We start from the raw sequence: 18,767 nt of genomic DNA, 5'->3' as shown, positions 1-18,767 counted from the left end.
TCTCCGTGTCAGATATAGATCCTTTAATAATAACCCTTGGCATGTTTGGCGCAATGTTCGTCATGCTCATGTTGGGGACGCCCTTATCATGGGCATTGCTAACCGTCGGTATGGGGTTTGCGTATTTTCTTTGGGGTGCTGGTGCATTAGATCTGCTTACGATCAGTGCTTTTTCCTCAATGGATAACTTCATTCTCGTTGCTTTACCCATGTTTATTTTCATGGGGCTAATGCTAGAGCGCTCAGGTATTACCGATGATTTATTCGAAATGATGAATAAACTCATGGGGGCTCAGCCAGGTGGATTGGGTGTAGGTACTATTATTCTGTGTGCATTGATTGCAGCCATGGCGGGTGTTTCCGGTGCTGCGACGGTGAGTCTTGGCGTTATTGCGTTACCCGCAATGCTTAAACGAGGCTACAGTAAAAAATTAGCGACGGGTACCATAATGGCGGGGGGGGCGCTCGGCTTTTTGATACCTCCGAGTGTCTTGATGATCCTGTATGCCTTTTTGGCGAAAGAATCGATCGGAAAGCTCTTCGCAGCTGGCTTAATGCCAGGTCTGATGCTGGCAGGTCTTTATATTCTCTATATTCTTATTATCAGTCGAATTAACCCAAAAATCGCACCGCCTCTCGCCGTTAAAGAGCAAGTGGATTGGAAGGGTAAACTTCTCTCGTTAAAAGCGCTGATTCTTCCTGGATCGTTAATAACAGCCGTTTTACTTTGCATCATCTTGGGATTAACCTCACCGACAGAGGCGTCTGCGATAGGTGCAGCGGGTGCGATTATTTGTGCGGCGGTCTACCGAACCTTAACTTGGAAAATGCTAAAAGATGTCTTAATGGACACCACCAAATTAATGGGGATGTTAATTTGGATCACCTTGACAGCGCTCTTCTTCAGTAAAGTTTACATTGGATTAGGTGCTGGTTTCTTGCTGCAAGACTTGATCGACGATTATGATTTAGCGCCGATGATGGTTATTCTGGCAATGTTGGCCTGCTACTTTGTACTGGGTATGTTCCTAGATGACTTCGCCATCGTATTTATCACCGTTCCTTTGTTTGTACCGATTGTTGAGTTTTTAGGCTTCGATCCTGTGTGGTTTGCGATCCTGTTCATCGTGAGTATGCAAACGGCCTATTTAACGCCACCCTTTGGGTATAATCTATTTTATATGCGATCGGTGGCACCGCCATCTGTGACGATTTACGATCTTTACCTTGCGGTTATTCCGTTCATCTTGTTGCAAATGTTAGGCTTGGCATTGATCCTTTACTTCCCACAAATTGCACTTTGGCTACCGAATTTGATTTACAGTTAGCTAAATTGACATAGTGTTGACTCAAACGCCCCTTATTTGGGGCGTTTTTGTTTATAGACAATACCAGACTCACAAAAATGTATTTCGAGCTCATTTTTCATTCTATCCTATCAAGCCTGTTATCACTTTTTGCGATTCAAGCTACGTAAGGATATATTTGAGTGACCCAATCTATTGATTTGCGGTGTGCTATATTGAAAGCCATTGGTAAAAACGTCTATCGCGAAGGGCGAAATGAAAACTGAAAAATACTGGGTTCGTTAGGGATAAGGAAAATAAAGTATGCGTTTAAAAAATAAAGTTGCCCTAATCACGGGTGCTGCACGTGGCATTGGCGAGTCCATTGCCAAAGCCTATGCGGCAGAAGGGGCGTTTGTGTACGTCACAGATATCGACCTGACCAATGGCCTAATCGTTGCTCAAGCGATTGGTTCATCAGCTTCGTTCGTCTTCTTGGATGTTCGAAATGAAAAAGCTTGGAGTGACATCACAGACTCCATTATTGAGACTCACGGTAGGTTGGATATCGTCGTCAATAATGCTGGCATTACTGGGTTTGAGGAAAGCTTTGAACCTCATGATCCCGAGCATGCGACGTTGGAAGCCTGGCGTTCTGTTCACGAAACAAATCTCGACGGCGTGTTTTTGGGGTGTAAGTATGCTATTCGGGCGATGCGCGTTACTGGAAGCGGTTCGATAATTAATATATCCTCCCGCTCAGGTCTCGTCGGCATCCCTGCTGCTGCCGCTTATGCTTCCAGTAAAGCCGCTGTGCGCAACCACACCAAAAGCGTTGCCCTTTATTGTGCTGAGCAAGGCATGAAAGTTCGCTGCAACTCTATTCATCCAGCCGCAATACTCACACCGATGTGGGAGCCAATGCTTGGTTCTGGACCCGATCGAGAGGCAAATATGGCGATGTTTGTACAGGATACGCCGCTCAGACGATTCGGAATGCCCGAGGAGGTTGCTGCAGTTGCTGTAATGCTTGCTGCAGATGAGTCAAGCTACATGACGGGTTCAGAGATTAATATTGATGGTGGGATTCTTGCAGGTTCCGCGGGCGTACCCTCAGAAAAAACCTAACTCTCACATCGGAATTAGCCCAAAAGTACGTGCTCTAGGTTTAGTCATGCTTCACCATCACTACCTGATTCCGACCTTGATGCTTCGCTTGGTAGAGTGCTTTATCGAGTGGTGCATAGACATCCGTAAAGTTGCTCACCTCTGCAGCAGGCCATACACCAGCTCCGATTGAGAGCGTTAAAAATCCATGTTCGGTGCCTTGATTCTCTATTTTCAGTGCGAACAAACCTGCACAGAAATCCTGTAGATGGGCTTCAAAATTCTCAAGAGTTGTATCATTGGTGATGATCAAAAACTCTTCTCCACCTAAGCGAAACAAAAAATCATCACCACGATTGAAATACTCAGTTGCCAAGCCTGCAATTCGTCTTAGTATGTCATCACCAAACTCATGCCCATAGTTATCATTGATTAGCTTGAAATGATCTAGGTCGAATAAAGCCAAGGCAACATGATTGTTTTTGCGCTGAATTCGTCTAATTTCGGCTGGAAATATTTGTGTCAGGTAGCGACGATTATGAAGTTTTGTCAGCTCATCCTTGATGGATAGCTCTTCAATCCGTTTTTTATCGGTAATATTTACGCGGGTGACTAAAATTTGATGAATATCTCCAAACATGCTTTTTTGAGGAGAAAGAGTTAATTCAACCCAATAGACAAAACCGTGTTTTGTTTTACCTTCCACTTCGCCCGTCCAAGATATTCCAGATATAACCTGAGTTAGTATTGACTGAGTATCCTTAGGCATGTTTTCTGGGTTGGCTGCATCAGTGCAGCTAATTCTTTTTAGCTCTTTTTCAGAGTAGCCGGTTAATTCTCGATAGCGTTTGCTCACCCACAGAATTTTATACGTTTTTGGGTCAATGGCACTGGCATAGGAGAGGTCATTCACTTGATAGATATACTTTTGTAAGCGTTTTTTCTGGAAGCGGTAGATCAACACCCAAACCAACATCAAAAACAGAAGGGCAGATACAATTAAAGTGATATAAAAAATTTGGCGCCTATCTAAGCGGGTGAGCATCTCTAAGCTGATCCAGTTAGTGTAGATTTGCCCTTTTTCTTCAGGTGTTAGGTTATTCAACGTTTTTTGCATAATACTGAGCAGAAGAGGGTTGTCTTTATGAACTGCAACCGCCAATTCAAAACGCTGATTAGACTGTCCCACCACTTGTAACCCAGTAATGCCAAGGTTTTGCTGAGTGTAGTTGATAACGGCTAAATTTCCGGAATAGACAAGGGCCTGGCCATTAATGACTGCTTTCAAGCCTTCCGTTACATCATCAACAAGAACAAGCTCAACCTCGGGATGGTTGTTGCGCAAATACTCGTGTGACCAGTAGTCGCGAACCACAGCAACCCGTTTTCCAGTTAACTCACTATAATCATTGATAAATAGGGTGGATTGATTGCCCACTAACACCATGGGAAAGCTTAGATAAGAAGTTGTGAAATTCAGGTAGGCTTTTCGCTCAGGGGTGGGTGTTACAGCGGTGAGCATGTCTAACTCTCTCGACTGCATCATACTGACGACGTTTGACCATTTTGTATCCACCACAGGCTGAAACGTCACTCCTAGACGCTGTTCAAATAGTTTGAAATAGTCCGCTACGATGCCCTTAAATTCACCGTGTTCATCGACAAACTCAAAAGGAGCCCAGTTAATGTCGTTGCCAATTTTTATGATTGGGTTTTGAATAAGATAAAGCTTTTCTGCCTGGGTAAGGGCGTTGGCATCTGGCCTGCTTGCGATTAGATCTTCAGGATTAAAGCGTTGTAGCTCTTTTGCGGTAATCAATCCGACGTCACGGGACTCAGCGGCAGTGGCCATTAATCGTGCTGGATCTAAGCTGCCAATCGGAATCTCACCTGTTCTGACATACTTAGTGGTGGCACGTGCTTCAAACAGTAATGCCTGTCGACTCTTGATGACAGGATAGTTTGCTAAAATATAGTCGACAATTTCCGCTTGATGAGTGACTGCGTACTGCCAACCCGCGATAGTTGCTTGGCGAAACTGGTCGACAATATCCGGGCTTTCGGTAGCAAACTCTTGTGAAACAATCACTAAATCTTCGGCACTGTTGATGCCAAAGTCCCCAGGTTTGACTAAATAGTAACGCTCCCCCAACTCATTGAGCTGGAAGGGCTCGTTGGTTTCGTATGCGCCATAGAGGTTGACGCGACCTAGTATAAAGTCATCTAGGTTACCTGTTGGTGGATAGGTTTGTGTCGGTTCTTCAACTTCGGGTTCGGCGCGGTTTAATAATGCAAGAATTTGTAAGTTATTGTAATGAGATACATTTTTTCCGCTGAGCTGACTTAATTCTGTGATGGGCTCTTGAGATAGTAGTACCATCGGAGAGTACTGAAAGGATGTCATGACCGCTTTAATCGGATGCCCTTTGATAAAATCAGCAACCACACTGGAGTAAGAGGTTCCAAAGGTTGCGCGTCCGCTCACCACTTCCTCACGGATATTAATGCCTGGTTGCCAAGATTTAATGGTCACATCAAGTCCAGCATCTTGGTAATAGCCCTTAGCGATGGCTGCGTAAAATCCGGCAAATTGAAACTGATGATGCCAATTGATTTGCACCGAAACTGGCGTTAGCGACTCAGATGTGTTGGCAAACGCTGCTTTGCCAAGCGACAAAAGGCTAACAAGGACGATTAAATTAATGCAAATGTATTTAAGTTTCATATTTTTTCATACGTTGATTTTGTTCACAGCATCAATTAATGCATAAGTAGAAGCATAAGCGTATGAGTATATCTGATTCTTTTTGTCTGGTCTGTGATGCATGTTTAATAGCCGCTGTGCTGGCAGTAGCAATTCCTTTGCTGATGTCTGGGGCTTAGTTGTTCATTCCGCTTGGATTACTAGTTGCATACGGCGCTCCTGTATCAAAACAGAAAGTACTATGAAGCTTAGTCGCGAAGATTGGTGCCAAGCAGCGGATTGCACAATTGTCTGCTGCTGTTGCCGAGGCCGATCATCGAACAGAAGTAGCATTGCGTAGCTGGGCGCTCAGTGAGCCCCATGTGGCACAGGCAGTGGCTGTGGTCGATAGTGAAGGGTTAGAGTATATCGCGGCTTGGCTGACAGAGCTGGGTTATAACCCCCTCGATACTCATCTTTTGGCAAAGCTATTATATGCACAAACGCTAGGTTGCCAGCAGCTAGGTAAACGGCTTAGCATTGAAGAGTCGAAAGCAATTGATAGCTGGTTCATGCGTTGGTTAAGCCATGAATAAACACAAATTTGCTTAGAGGGAGCTAATTTATTGAGACTAGAGTATGAATGAGCAAGTGTATTATCAGCGATCCTTAGCGGCAGATGTTTATCCTCATCTCAAGATGGCACTTGAATTGATTGATGTTTCTCTGCCAAAAGTGGCGGTGGATGTTGGCTGCGGCGCTGGACGAGACGCTTTATTTCTCGCTGAGAGTGGCTTTAGGGTACATGCGTATGACAAAAGTGATGCGGCCATTGCTCGCTTGGAAGACGTCTGTTCCAGGCACCTCAATCAAAGACTATTTGCTCAAGTCAGCCGCTTTGATCGATTTGAGTATCCAAAATCGTCTTTGGTAAGTGCGTGTTCCAGCCTGTTCTTTTGTCCACCGGACCAGTTTGAGCGTGCTTGGCAGAACATTACGCAATCACTTGTACCTGGCGGTGTTTTTTGCGGTCATTTTATGGGGCCGAATGATTCTTGGGCAAAAATGGAACGCGGTGATTTGACCGTTCACACACGTGATGAGGTGGAAGCGCTTTTTGATCCAAACTTCAAAATCATTGATGTCTATGAACATGATTCAGAGGGGCTGACATTGATTGGTAAGAGCAAACACTGGCACACCTACTCTGTTGTTGCTCAAAAAATGATTGAATAAGATAAGGGGATGGGGTGGCTCGTCTTGGTGTCATAGATACGAATCCAGACGCTAAGCGTTATGGCGTCAGGATGCTTTGCGATGATGGGGTTGGTCTAATGAAGGCTTGCCGTAATGAACTAATAACGAAATAGTACATGGGATCTCAATGTCGAACACTCGCCTAGCTGTACTTACTTTACTGGCAATGATTGCGTTCGCAGGAAACTCTTTACTGAATCGTCTTGCTCTAAACGATGCCAATATTGATGCCGCTAGCTTTACCACCCTTCGGTTGGTTTCTGGTGCGATTATGCTATGGCTTGTTGTGCAAATTGTACATGGCAAGCATTCGAACCGCATTGGCAAAGGGAATTGGTTGTCGGCAACCGCCTTGGTTGTTTATGCGGCTGGGTTTTCGTTTGCTTACATCAGTCTTTCGGCTGCGATGGGCGCTCTGATTCTTTTTGGCGCGGTGCAGGCAACGATGATCACCCATGGTCTTTGGCTGGGTGAACGGCTAAGGGGGTTGCAAGTTATAGGGCTTTTACTTGCGTTGGGTGGCTTGGTTGGTTTGTTTTTACCGGGTATTTCTAAACCGCCTCTAGTGGGGTCACTGTTGATGTTACTCGCTGGAATTGCTTGGGGCGTGTATTCCTTGCGCGGTAAGGGGGAGGGCGATGCGACTCGAGTCACGGCAGGGAATTTTCTTCGTGCGGTTCCTATTGCGTTGGTATTGAATCTGCTGATGTTCCAGCATTTTTCGCTCGATAGCGCTGGGTTTTGGTACGCAGTAGCATCGGGCGCTTTGGCGTCTGGACTCGGCTATGCCATTTGGTACACAGCCTTGCCTGCATTGAAATCAACGACAGCAGCCACTGTTCAATTGAGTGTTCCAGTGATTGCGGCCGGAGGGGGGATTCTTTTACTGAATGAGGACTTGAGTCTGCGCTTAGTTGTCGCCTCTGTGGCGATACTTGGTGGTATTGCACTGGTGATTTTAGAGAAAAAAGCAGCTTAAAAACTCCAGAAAAATAGGCTGGTCTCCCTATCAGTCGTGAATATTATTCATGAGATTCCTGTTATGGACAGTTTATGGAAATACCGACTATACTCAGTTCATGGATAAACTGCGTTCACTAGAAATATTTATAGCCACTTGCGATAGTGGTAACTTTGCAGCAGCGGCAAGAGCCTGCAATACAGATCCATCCACGGTCAGCAAGGCTATTGGTCGTCTAGAAGTTCAGCTTGGATTGACCCTTTTTCAACGCTCCACTCGCCAGTTGCGCATCACTACGGCTGGTCAGTGCTATGCCGATACAGTGCGCAAGATACTTCAAGACCTTGCTTCCTGCGAGGATGAGCTGAGGCATTTAAATGAATCTCCTTGCGGTACCCTGCGGATTAATTCTGCCGCTTGTTATAGCCATCTTTATTTGCGTCCCTTATTGCAGGGATTCTGTCAGCGTTATCCAGACATTAAGCTTGAGATAGAGATCAATGATTCACACGTAGATATTATTGAGAACGACATTGATGTGGCTTTGCGTACGGGTTTCGTAAAAGATAGTCGTTTAGTGGCAAGGCGACTTAGTCCCATGGATTTTCTGACGTGTGTGTCACCTCAATATTTACAGGCGCATGGGACACCGCGCTGCGCGGACGACTTTCAGCAACACCGTTGGATTGGTTTTCGAATTAAAGAAACACAGCAACTACAGCCGATTTTTTTACCCAATGATAAAGGAGAATATCTTCCTTACGAATTAGAGCCTAGTCATATTACCGATGATGGTGAGGCAATGGCTCATATGTGTGCCGATGGTTTGGGTTTTGCTCAACTACCGCATTTTCTGGCAAAACAGGGTTTGCAAAGCGGGGTTTTAGTTTCGCTTTATCCTTATTTCAGACCTCCCCAGCCGGAGAGTGGAGTGTTCGCCATTTATCCCAAGCGAGACTATTTACCCGCCAAGGTTAGGGTGTTTATTGAATTTATTACAGCATCTTTAGAGTCTGCCGGGGAAAGCGCCAATCATACTTGGGCTGAAAGCTGGACTCCTGTGATTAATTTTTCTCGGTTTAGTATTTAGCCAACAGAGCAGGTGTCATGATCACTATGCTATTGTTGGTGTTCAAAGATCCCTTGATGAGGCTGGTTGCTAGCACAGAGTTATTGGCCAATAAAATGATTTTTAAGGAAACCAGTCATGCGTGATGACGATAAATTTACTCATTCAGAAGAGCAATTGCTGCATTTGCAGCAACTGTTAGACAATGCAGATGGAACGGGCTTAAAAGGTTTTTTTGTTGAGTTAGACGTTTTAGATACTGCTAGGATGCTTGAGTCTTTTCCGGCTAAAACACGCGACTTACTTTGGGAGTTTGTGCCTTCTGATCTTATTGGTGAGGTGCTGGCCGAGGTTGATGAAACCATCCGAGCCGATTATGTTGAAGACCTCTCACTAAGTGATGTTCAGGAAATCATTAAAGGTCTGGATGCGCAGGAGGTCGCCGAGGTTTTAGATGTTGCTGATGAAGCCATCAAAACCAGTGTCTATGCGAGTTTGGATGAAGACATTCGTGCGCAGGTTGAAGTGTTGCACGCGTATGAAGAAGACGTGGTCGGCCGCTATATGGATCCCGAAACCGTCAATGTTAAACAGGGCGTATCACTCGAAGCCGTTCAACGTTACATTCGAATTCATCACCTACTTGATGATGAGTCGCAAGAAATCATGATTACTGACAAGTACAAACGTTTACTCGGGACCTTAACCCTAATTGATTTGATCAAGCAACCGCAAGAAGCTGTTGTCGATGATTATATGTATGAGCCTTTTACCCTAAATGATCGAATGAAAGTCAGTGATGCGGCTGCGTTATTGCGCTCAAAAGAACTGCACTTCGTACCAGTGATCGATAGTGATGGTTTATTGGTTGGGCAGCTAAACCCCACCGACGTTTTGGAAATTACCCAAGACGATGCGGATTTGACGCTCAAGCATATGTCGGGTGTTAGTGACGAAGAAGAAGTCTTTACCCCGATTATGCGCAGTGCAAAAAGTAGAGGAGTTTGGTTGGGCATCAATCTATTGACAGCGTTTTTAGCCGCAGCCGTAATTGGGCAGTTTACTGCGGTACTCGATCAAATCGTTGCGCTCGCAATTTTGATGCCAGTGGTTGCAAGCATGGGAGGGATTGCAGGAAGTCAAACACTGACCGTTGTTATTCGTGGTTTGGCCTTGGGCCAGATTGCCGGTAACAATAAACGCTGGTTGTATAATAAAGAGCTGTGGGTGGGCATTAGTAACGGTCTGGTTTGGTCGTTAGTGGTGGGAGCGATTTCGCAGCTGTGGTTTGGTGACATTTTGATTACTTTGGTCATTACACTGGCCATCTTTATCAATATGAGTGTTGCTAATATGGCGGGGGTGTTAATTCCCTTAGTATTGAAAAAGCTCAAAATTGATCCAGCGCTATCGGGTGCGGTGGTTTTAACGACGGTTACCGATGTGATTGGTTTTTTGTCCTTCCTTGGGCTTGCCACGCTCATTATTCTGGTTTAAGACGTAAATAGGCGCCCTATTTAGGGCGCCTGCCTTTCCGGTTAGCTTACTTCGGTTTGAGCGTTCACATTAAGGTAATCCTGTGCATACTCTTGTGAAAGCCCTTTAAACAGGCTGAAACACATGAAGAGCAAAACCACAGTGAACGGAAGTCCAGTTGCAACCGCCCCAGCTTGCAGAGCACTGAGTGCTGAGGTTCCACCGCCTGCCAAAAGTATGCCTGCAATAATCCCAACCAATGCCGCCCAGAAGACACGTTGTTGCTTGGGTGCATCTGTTTTACCGCCTGCGGTAATTTTATCAATCACCAATGATCCAGAGTCGGACGATGTGATAAAAAACACCAAGACCAGAACAATGGCTAAAGAAGAGGTGATACCGCTTAAGGGTAGATTTTCTAACATTTGGAACATCGCCAGAGAGACGTCGCCAATGCCATTGCTTAATTGTCCGATACCTTCGGTTGTTTGATGCAACGCATTACCACCAAACGCCGTCATCCATACGATTGTGACGCAAGTGGGCACGAGTAAAACAGCGGTTAAAAACTCACGAACAGTACGTCCTTTCGACACGCGCGCGATAAAAATGCCAACAAAAGGAGACCAAGAAATCCACCAAGCCCAATAGAAGACGGTCCAACCGTGAAACCAGGTTTGGTCATCACGCCCTATCCAATTCGAAAGGGGGATAATATGACTGACATAGTCAATAGTGGTTTTAAAAAGTCCATTGATAAAGAGCGTCGTCGAGCCTGCAATGACAACGAATAGCAGTAGGGCGATGGCCATGATCATATTGAGGTTACTGAGCAGTTTTACACCGCCATCGATGCCTCTCCATACGGAGATTAAAGCAATAATGGTTACAACAATAATGATCGCGATTTGGGTACCGATTGAGTTGGGAATACCAAATAGATAATGCAAACCACCTGCCGCTTGCGAGGCGCCTAAGCCCAGTGACGTGGCTAACCCGAAAATCGTTGCCAAAACCGCGACGATATCAATCGTATGCCCAATCCATCCACGTGTATGACGCCCTAAAATCGGGAAGAAGGCTGCCCGTAAGGTCATAGGAAGGTTGCGGTTGTATGCAAAAAAAGCAATGGCTAACCCGACTACCCCATAAATAGCCCAAGGGTGTAACCCCCAGTGAAACATTGTTGCACCCATGGCGGCAGAGGCGCCGCTTTCTGTGTTCGCTGCTGCATTGAGTGGTGTACCATACCAGTCGGTATAATAGGCGACAGGTTCTGCAACGCTCCAAAACATTAATCCAATTCCCATGCCTGCGGCAAAGAGCATCGCAAACCACGAGTGTAATGAATATTCTGGTTTTGCATTTTTTCCACCCAAACGGATTTTACCCAGAGGCAGGAATATCAGCACTAAGCAGAACAACACGAAAAGATTTCCAGCAATCATAAAGAGCCAATCAAAATGATTAATGGACCAACCGCGAGCTGCAACCAGTGACGTACTGGCTGACTCGGGAAATACGAGTGCGTAAACAATAAACGCAATAATTAATATCGCCGACAATGGGAATACGGGATTATGGAAATCCAGTCCCATCAGTTGAGCGTTATCCTGTCCAACTTTGTAGTCGGTATCTTGATCTTGAATTCGGGCCATATGAGGTTCCCCTGAATAAATTTAACTGGCAGTCTTGTTTTTATTAAGCCAATCCATCATTAGTCATTCTCAGTTGGGTTGACTAATCCTTAGGGCCTGTCGATTTTTATGCATTTGAAGAATCATTTGAGCCTGAAGACGACCAAGTTCCCTAGTAATTGCGACATGATGGGTTATGGGTCGTTTTTGCTATTTACGTCGCAGATGTATCACCTTTGCATGTGAGTATCTGTATGCGACACTCATGGCTCTATTACAGACATGATTCGCTTTGTAAGGGCTTGTGAGATTGCGAGATGGAAGGTCAGATGCGATCATGAATTAAAAATGATGAACACGAGAGACTGACAATGAATCCGACACAGACCCAAGTAGGTCAGCCACCTTTGCGCAAAACACGTTCGCAGCCGCGAGGGCGTCTATTGGATGTAAATGCCTTAGAGACGGTAAATCAGTTGTTAGGAGATGCGTCAAATGCGCGCGATATGCTGATTGAGCATCTTCATACGTTGCAAGACCATATTGGTTACTTATCGATGCCTCATTTGCGGGCCTTGTCTGAGCGTATGAATTTACCCATGGCGGCTGTGTATGAAACGGCCAGTTTTTATGCGCACTTCGATTTGATTGATGAAGGGCAAACGCCACCACCAGACATTACGGTTCGTGTTTGTGATTCATTGTCTTGTCAGTTAGCAGGCTCTGAAAAAATACACAAAGCGCTTGAGATGGGGGTGAACCCGGATCAGGTACGCATTGTTCGAGCGCCTTGCATGGGGCGCTGTGATAAAGCGCCCATCGCAGAAGTGAAGCATCACCATGTTGAGCACGCGACCGTTGAAAGTGTGGTGCAAGCCATCAGCAATCAAGACTTTTCACCAGCGGTTGTTGATTGGCAGGCATTTAAGGTTTACCAAGCCGAAGGCGGGTATGGTTTACTGGATGCGTGTCGTCAAGGCCAAGTCAGCGTTGAGTCTCTTTTGACCATGCTTGAACAGTCAGGTCTTAGAGGACTGGGAGGGGCAGGTTTTCCTACCTTTAGAAAGTGGCAGTTTGTAAGAGCAGAAACAGGGCCTCGTTATTGTGTAGTGAATGCCGATGAGGGAGAGCCGGGAACGTTTAAAGATCGTTACTACCTTGAAAGGCGCCCGCATCAATTCTTAGAAGGGGCGTTAATCAGTGCTTGGGCCATTGAAGCAAAAGCCATCTATATCTATTTGAGAGATGAGTATCCCCGCATACGTAAACTGCTGCATGAAGCGATTGATGAGCTGGAATCTGAGGGCTGGATTGAGCCAGGTTATATTCAATTGCGACGCGGAGCCGGGGCCTATATCTGCGGTGAAGAGTCTGCATTGATTGAGTCTTTAGAAGGTAAGCCTGGAAAGCCAAGACATCGGCCTCCCTTTGTGGCTCAAAAAGGCTTATTTGGGCAGCCGACCTTGGTTAACAATGTCGAAACACTCTTCTGGATACCGCGTATTTATGAAAAGGGCGCCGAATGGTTTGCAAGTCAAGGCCGTCATGGTCGTATAGGGTTGCGCTCCTTTTCGGTGTCGGGACGCGTACAGAAGCCAGGGGTTCATCTTGCACCAGCTGGAATTACGCTTACTGAGCTGATCGATGAATACTGCGGTGGTTTGCTGCCAGGGCACCAATTATTAGGCTATCTTCCGGGTGGGGCATCGGGTGGAATCTTACCCGCCAGTAAAGCCAATATTCCTTTGGATTTTGATACCTTGCAGAGTGAAGGCTGCTTTATAGGTTCTGCTGCAATCATTGTATTGTCGGATCAAGATGACTTAAAAGAAGTGGCAAAAAATCTTCTGGCATTTTTTGCAGATGAATCTTGCGGTCAGTGTACGCCTTGTCGAGTGGGTACAGAGAAAATGTTGAGTTTGTTGAGCAAGTCTACATGGGATGAGCCGACACTTGGGTCCTTAGCACAGGTGATGATGGATGCTTCAATTTGTGGTTTAGGCCAGGCAGCACCCAATCCAGTGATGAGCTTATTCAGACATTTTCGTCATGAGCTGATTCAAGCCAAGATTATTGTTAAGGGGTAAGGGTATGAGCACAATTGAATTAACCCTTGATGGTATGAGGGTGACCGCATCACCGGGAGAAACGCTGTGGCAAGTTGCAAAGCGTGTAGGAGAGGTCATTCCTCATCTGTGCTTTAAAGACGCTGCAGGCTATCGATCAGATGGAAATTGCCGCGCGTGCATGGTCGAGATCGAAGGCGAACGGGTGTTGGCGGCCAGTTGCTTGCGTTTAGCGGAAGCAGGAATGGTGGTCAAAAGCCGAGCCTCCACGCGTGCGCAAAATGTGCGAACCGCTGTGCTGGAAATGTTAGTGGCCGATCAGCCTGAGCGTGAAACGAGTCCTGATTCATCCAGTCATTTCTGGAAAATGGCAGATGCCTTGGCGATTGATGTGGGTAAGGTCCGAGCGACCTTACCTAAGCGTGTGCAACCAAATCTTGCGCCAGATCGCTCCCATAAAGCCATGGCTGTGAATTTGAACGCCTGCATCAGTTGTAATTTATGTGTTCGTGCCTGCCGTGAAGTGCAGGTCAATGATGTCATTGGATTGGCGCACCGAGGTTCAAACTCAAAAATAGTGTTTGATTTCGACGACCCTATGGGCAGCAGTACCTGTGTTGCGTGTGGTGAGTGTGTTCAGGCGTGTCCAACGGGGGCCTTGATGCCATCAATACTGGTTGATGGGAAAGGAGTTGGTAATTCAGAGGCATTTGATACAGAGGTCGACTCCATCTGCCCTTACTGCGGGGTGGGGTGTCAATTGACCTATCAGGTTAAAGATAACCGTATCATTAACGTTAAAGGACGAGAGGGGCCGTCTAACTTAGGGCGCTTATGCGTGAAAGGCCGCTTTGGTTTTGATTACCCAAGGCACCCTGCACGCCTAACCAAGCCTCTTATGAGAAAACCAGGAGTGCCGAAAGGAGTGGACCCTGATTTTGATCCGGCGAACCCCCTAACGCATTTTTATGAGGTGGAGTGGGACGAGGCGCTGGATTTTGCGGCGAGAGGCTTGTCGCATTTACGAGCAGAGTATGGACGTGATGTGCTGGCAGGTTTTGGCAGTGCTAAGTGTTCGAATGAAGAAGCTTGGCTATTTCAGAAGCTCGTGCGGACTGGGTTTGGATCGAATCATGTCGATCATTGCACACGGTTGTGTCACGCCAGTTCGGTGGCCGCATTGATTGAATGCATTGGTACCGGTGCCGTTACTGCGTCATTTATGCAAGCGGAGCAGGCCGATGTCGTGATCTTGACGGGCTGTAATCCGGCGGTCAATCATCCTGTTGCCGCGACCTTCTTCAAACAGGCCGCAAAGAAAGGCACCAAAATTTTGATTCTTGATCCACGCGGTCAAGCGTTAAATGCCTATGCTCATAAAGTGGTTCGCTTTGCACCAGGAACCGATGTGTTTTTATTCAATGCGATGTTACATGTCATTGTGACTGAGCACCTATATGATGAAACCTACATTTCCCAACATACCGAAGGGTTTGAAGCGCTTAAACAGCATGTGATGCGTTTTTCGCCAGAGGCAATGGCACCTGAGTGTGGTGTAGAGGCTGATGAAATCCGAGCGGTTGCACGGCTCTATGCGAATGCCGATAAAGCGATGATTTTTTGGGGCATGGGGATTTCTCAGCACACCCATGGTACGGACAATGCTCGTTGTTTAATTTCCTTGGCCTTGGCCTGCGGTCAAACTGGACGGCCTGGAACGGGCTTGCACCCCTTACGAGGCCAAAATAACGTACAGGGGGCGTCAGACGCAGGTTTAATCCCCATGGTTTTTCCAGACTATCAGCCCGTGACAGAGGCTCAAGTGCAATCTGCATTTGAAGAGCTTTGGGGAACTCCTTTAAGTGATAAACCTGGATTGACGGTGGTAGAGATCATGCATGCGATAGATGCAGGTACCATCAGAGGCATGTATATATTGGGTGAGAATCCCGCAATGTCCGATCCCGATCTAAACCATGCTCGCTCTGCGTTGGCCAAGCTTGAGCATTTAGTGGTGCAGGATTTGTTTGTCACAGAAACAGCCCAGTTTGCAGATATTATTTTACCTGCAGCCGCTTGGGCGGAGAAAGATGGAACGGTGACCAACACTAATCGTCAAGTCCAAATGGGGCGTGCCGCCATAGATCCTCCAGGGGAGGCGAAACCGGATTGGTGGATTATTCAGGCGTTGGCCAATCGGATGGGCTTAAATTGGCATTACACGCACCCGCGTGACGTCTTTGCTGAGATGAAGCAGGGAATGAACTCGCTCAATCACATCACTTGGGACCGATTGGAGCAAGAGGAATCGGTAACCTATCCTTGTGCAGGCGATGACGAACCTGGGCAGGATATTGTGTATAGCGATGCTTTCCCCACGCTCACGGGACGTGCCAAGTTTTCAGCGGCAAGTCCTTTGCCGCCAGATGAAACGTTGGATGCTGAGTATCCTGTGGTGCTAACAACGGGTCGACAGCTTGAGCATTGGCATACAGGGTCTATGACGCGCAGGTCTAACGTGCTGGATGCATTAGAGCCTGAAGCCGTCGCCAGCCTCTCGCCAACAGAGCTGCAGAAGTGCGGGTTGCAACCGGGAGATGATCTGGTCATTACCACACGTCGAGGTCAGATTATCTTGAAAGCTCGGGTTGATCCGCTCATGGCAGATGGAATGGTTTTTGTACCCTTCTGTTATGTTGAAGCCGCTGCCAATATTTTAACGAATGCAGCGTTGGATCCGTATGGTAAAATACCGGAGTTCAAATATGCTGCTTGCCGTTTAAGTGGCAACTAATAGGGTATTAAAACTATGATGTTGGCTGATTTGTTTGACGAAGATGACTTTCGAGACAGCTTAATAAAAATGGGTGTTGGCGTGTCATCTAATATGAGCGTACTAGAGTGTGTTGCATTTATTAACGAAAATTCAGATGCTAAGGTGCGTTTAACGCTTAAGGTTTGGGCTCAAGAGCGCTTAATGGAGCCAGGTCTTTTGCAGCCAGAAGTTAAAGAGGCATTAGAGATATTGTGTGAATAATCGCACAATATCTCGTTGCATGGACATGAATTAACAAGGATGTTTTTCTCCATTTGTCGGTGTCAAATTTGTTGGCGCCGCATTTTTTATTTGGCCGATTAAGGCCTCAGCCTCCTCAATTGACGTGTTTAGTTGTTCAATAAACTCGTCTGGCACTTTAAGTTGATCCAATGGAACGATGGCATGGATTTTATTCCCTGTGCGTGTCAGACCGATATCATTGAGCAAATACTCGTCTAAATGTGACAGACTTTTTTGTGTCACTGAGTGGGTGAATCCCTGTGATAGGTTGCTTAGTAAGCTTTGTAACCGTGTACTTAATTCATCGAAAAACATACCCTAACTCCTTTAGTTAAAAAGACTGGGATATCTTCGGGAGGAATTTAGAGACGTTTTGGAATCTAGAAGCCGCGAAGATATCGCGGCCAGATAATATTAGATCATAGCGCGCGAACAAGCAGGAACGGGCATCGGCCGTTTATTGGCGACGCTAACTCGTGCTGTATTTCGCGCATTAATCAGTTTCATGGTGGACTCTAAATAATTGGGTTGAGCGTTAAGAAGCTTATTTATTGCATGCGTTTGATATCAAGTCAACTTAATTTTTTGTTTTTATTGAAGCCCGTCGTTAGAAACAATGGGCTTCAATTTAAATCAACATGTTACGATTTTTTTGTATTTTCAATAATGCGTTCTGAGTACCAGTTGACGAAGTCAATTACGCCAAACTCAAAGGTTTCAGAATAAGGGCCGGGTTGGTAGGCAATTGAGTTAATGCCTTTTTGATTTTCTTCTGCTAATACTTTGTCTTGGTAGTTTGTTGCATCCCACACTTTACGCATATTCTCAGGGTCATAATCAACGCCTTCAACCGCATCTTTGTGAACCAGCCATTTGGTTGTAACCAAGGTTTTTTGCGGTCCTAAGGGCAATACACGGAATACGATGGTGTGATCACCCTGCCAGTGATTCCAAGAGTTCGGTAAATGCAGAATACGGAGGGAGCCCATGTCAGGACTGGTGATGCGCCCCATCAATTTAGAGCACGCAGGCTTTCCATCCATGGTCATAGATACCACACCGTCTAAAAGGGGTGTGCGTGTCATACGATTGCGCTTACCAAAGTATTTCAGCGTGTAGGGGACTCTCATATCATCCCAATCTTTTTGTTTTCGAGCGACCAGATCCTTGTATTCGGGGGTGGCCAGCGGATCATCTGTATCATCAAATTGCTGCAATGAGTTGAGCAACTCAGGATGTGAACCATTGCAGTGGTAGCATTCGCGGTTATTTTCAATCACTAACTTCCAGTTGCAGTCTTCGACGATGTCTGATTGAACCGCCACTTTTAGGTTTTCGGTATCATAGGGCTCTAAATAGTGCTCAAGTGATTGAGTAAATGCCTCTATATCCGGCGGATTATCCGCTAGGCAGACAAATATATAGCCTCCCGCAACCTTTACATTGACAGGCTTAAGGCTGTGGGCGTTCAGATCGAAAGACTCGCCCATGTCTGAACCGGCAAAGATCAAACGACCATCTAACTCATAGGTCCATTTGTGGTATGGACAAACAAGTTTTGCAACCTTGCCTTTTTCAGTAACGCATAAGCGTGATCCTCGGTGGCGGCAGACGTTAAAGAAACCATGGATTTTGTCTTCAGCACCTCGCACGAGCACAATTGGATTGTCGCCAATGTTTAGGGTAATGAAATTCCCTTTTTTTGGAATTTCGCAGGACATTGCAGCGAAGATCCATTCTTTTTCAAAAATTTCACGAATATCGAGTTTAAAAATACGCTCATCATTGTAAAAAGGCTGTTCAAGTGAGTAGTTGGGTTTACGATTCGAGAGCATACTGGCTGCCTTCTCACTCACACCCGACAGAGGATCTTCTAACATTGGCGTCAGGACTTGGTTCATTGTGTTCATACCTTTCAGACTGAATTGATAAATTTGGCGAGAGGGTCTCGATAGTTTCCGTGAAGATAGTGTGGATTAAGGTCAAATCTAGCAATTATCTACTGACGACATTTCAGGATAACAAAGCGACTTGTAAGGTTAAAAAAAACCGGGGGTTAGGGTGTTTTCCGACGATAAATGTCGCTCATGGATAAGTGGTCGTCTTTGTGCATGTGGAAAATGCATGTTATGAACAGTACAGGTTTGTACTCCATTTGAAGACACTA

At 46.0% G+C, this 18,767-nt stretch carries 14 protein-coding genes; 10 read left to right on the top strand and 4 right to left on the bottom strand.

Translation table 11 applies throughout. The features are described 5' to 3' along the window. The first annotated feature begins 5 nt into the window (after nucleotides 1–5). Entirely contained in the window at nucleotides 6–1,328 is a 1,323-nt protein-coding gene (locus DN062_RS06970) for a TRAP transporter large permease (RefSeq protein WP_112158616.1), read from the top strand. Nucleotides 1,329–1,610: 282 nt separating this feature from the next. Further along, on the top strand, nucleotides 1,611–2,414 hold the full coding sequence (locus DN062_RS06965; RefSeq protein ID WP_112158615.1) for a glucose 1-dehydrogenase: 804 nt from the start codon (nucleotides 1,611–1,613) through the stop codon (nucleotides 2,412–2,414). Between the two features lie 40 nt (nucleotides 2,415–2,454). Here DN062_RS06965 and DN062_RS06960 read toward each other — a convergent pair whose 3' ends face one another. Continuing rightward, nucleotides 2,455–5,118 carry a diguanylate cyclase gene (locus DN062_RS06960; protein ID WP_112158614.1) on the bottom strand — a complete coding sequence of 888 codons (2,664 nt, stop codon included), beginning with the start codon at nucleotides 5,116–5,118 and terminating at the stop codon, nucleotides 2,455–2,457. Between the two features lie 266 nt (nucleotides 5,119–5,384). On the opposite strand from DN062_RS06960, the gene DN062_RS06955 reads away from it, so the two are divergent. The 5 genes from DN062_RS06955 (at nucleotide 5,385) to mgtE (ending at nucleotide 9,860) form a co-directional block, all read left to right on the top strand. Continuing rightward, on the top strand, nucleotides 5,385–5,672 hold the full coding sequence (locus DN062_RS06955) for a hypothetical protein (RefSeq protein ID WP_112158613.1): 288 nt from the start codon (nucleotides 5,385–5,387) through the stop codon (nucleotides 5,670–5,672). A 43-nt stretch (nucleotides 5,673–5,715) separates the two neighbouring features. Then, nucleotides 5,716–6,312, top strand: a complete 597-nt coding sequence (locus tag DN062_RS06950; protein WP_112158612.1) for a class I SAM-dependent methyltransferase — start codon at nucleotides 5,716–5,718, stop codon at nucleotides 6,310–6,312. A 148-nt stretch (nucleotides 6,313–6,460) separates the two neighbouring features. Then, nucleotides 6,461–7,312, top strand: a complete 852-nt coding sequence (locus tag DN062_RS06945) for a DMT family transporter (RefSeq protein ID WP_112158611.1) — start codon at nucleotides 6,461–6,463, stop codon at nucleotides 7,310–7,312. 49 nt (nucleotides 7,313–7,361) lie between these two features. After that, a complete protein-coding gene (locus tag DN062_RS06940) occupies nucleotides 7,362–8,384 on the top strand; it encodes a LysR family transcriptional regulator (RefSeq protein WP_205126679.1) in 1,023 nt (340 codons plus the stop codon). A 117-nt stretch (nucleotides 8,385–8,501) separates the two neighbouring features. Continuing rightward, the gene (gene mgtE / locus DN062_RS06935) at nucleotides 8,502–9,860 is read left to right on the top strand and encodes a magnesium transporter (RefSeq protein WP_112158609.1); all 1,359 of its coding nucleotides are present in this window, start codon (nucleotides 8,502–8,504) and stop codon (nucleotides 9,858–9,860) included. A 41-nt stretch (nucleotides 9,861–9,901) separates the two neighbouring features. On the opposite strand, the gene DN062_RS06930 is transcribed toward mgtE, so the two are convergent. Continuing rightward, nucleotides 9,902–11,497 carry a BCCT family transporter gene (locus DN062_RS06930; protein ID WP_112158608.1) on the bottom strand — a complete coding sequence of 532 codons (1,596 nt, stop codon included), beginning with the start codon at nucleotides 11,495–11,497 and terminating at the stop codon, nucleotides 9,902–9,904. Between the two features lie 350 nt (nucleotides 11,498–11,847). Here DN062_RS06930 and DN062_RS06925 point away from each other — a divergent pair, with 350 nt between their 5' ends. The 3 genes from DN062_RS06925 to DN062_RS06915 are packed head-to-tail and all read left to right on the top strand — an operon-like array spanning nucleotide 11,848 to nucleotide 16,579. Then, on the top strand, nucleotides 11,848–13,563 hold the full coding sequence (locus tag DN062_RS06925) for an NAD(P)H-dependent oxidoreductase subunit E (protein ID WP_112158607.1): 1,716 nt from the start codon (nucleotides 11,848–11,850) through the stop codon (nucleotides 13,561–13,563). 4 nt (nucleotides 13,564–13,567) lie between these two features. After that, nucleotides 13,568–16,336: a formate dehydrogenase subunit alpha gene (fdhF, locus tag DN062_RS06920; protein ID WP_112158606.1), complete on the top strand. Its 2,769-nt coding sequence runs from the start codon at nucleotides 13,568–13,570 to the stop codon at nucleotides 16,334–16,336. A 15-nt stretch (nucleotides 16,337–16,351) separates the two neighbouring features. After that, the gene (locus tag DN062_RS06915) at nucleotides 16,352–16,579 is read left to right on the top strand and encodes a hypothetical protein (RefSeq protein ID WP_112158605.1); all 228 of its coding nucleotides are present in this window, start codon (nucleotides 16,352–16,354) and stop codon (nucleotides 16,577–16,579) included. Between the two features lie 30 nt (nucleotides 16,580–16,609). On the opposite strand, the gene DN062_RS06910 is transcribed toward DN062_RS06915, so the two are convergent. Further along, the gene (locus DN062_RS06910) at nucleotides 16,610–16,915 is read right to left on the bottom strand and encodes a DUF1127 domain-containing protein (protein ID WP_112158604.1); all 306 of its coding nucleotides are present in this window, start codon (nucleotides 16,913–16,915) and stop codon (nucleotides 16,610–16,612) included. Nucleotides 16,916–17,241: 326 nt separating this feature from the next. After that, nucleotides 17,242–18,501, bottom strand: coding sequence for an aromatic ring-hydroxylating oxygenase subunit alpha (locus DN062_RS06905; RefSeq protein ID WP_112158603.1), 1,260 nt, complete (start codon nucleotides 18,499–18,501; stop codon nucleotides 17,242–17,244). Nucleotides 18,502–18,767 lie beyond the last annotated feature (266 nt).

Origin of the sequence: Nitrincola tibetensis (assembly GCF_003284585.1) — a bacterium.
Lineage (GTDB): Bacteria > Pseudomonadota > Gammaproteobacteria > Pseudomonadales > Balneatricaceae > Nitrincola > Nitrincola tibetensis.
Note: the sequence above shows the minus strand (reverse complement) of the source record. Positions and strands in the feature narration are given on the sequence as shown.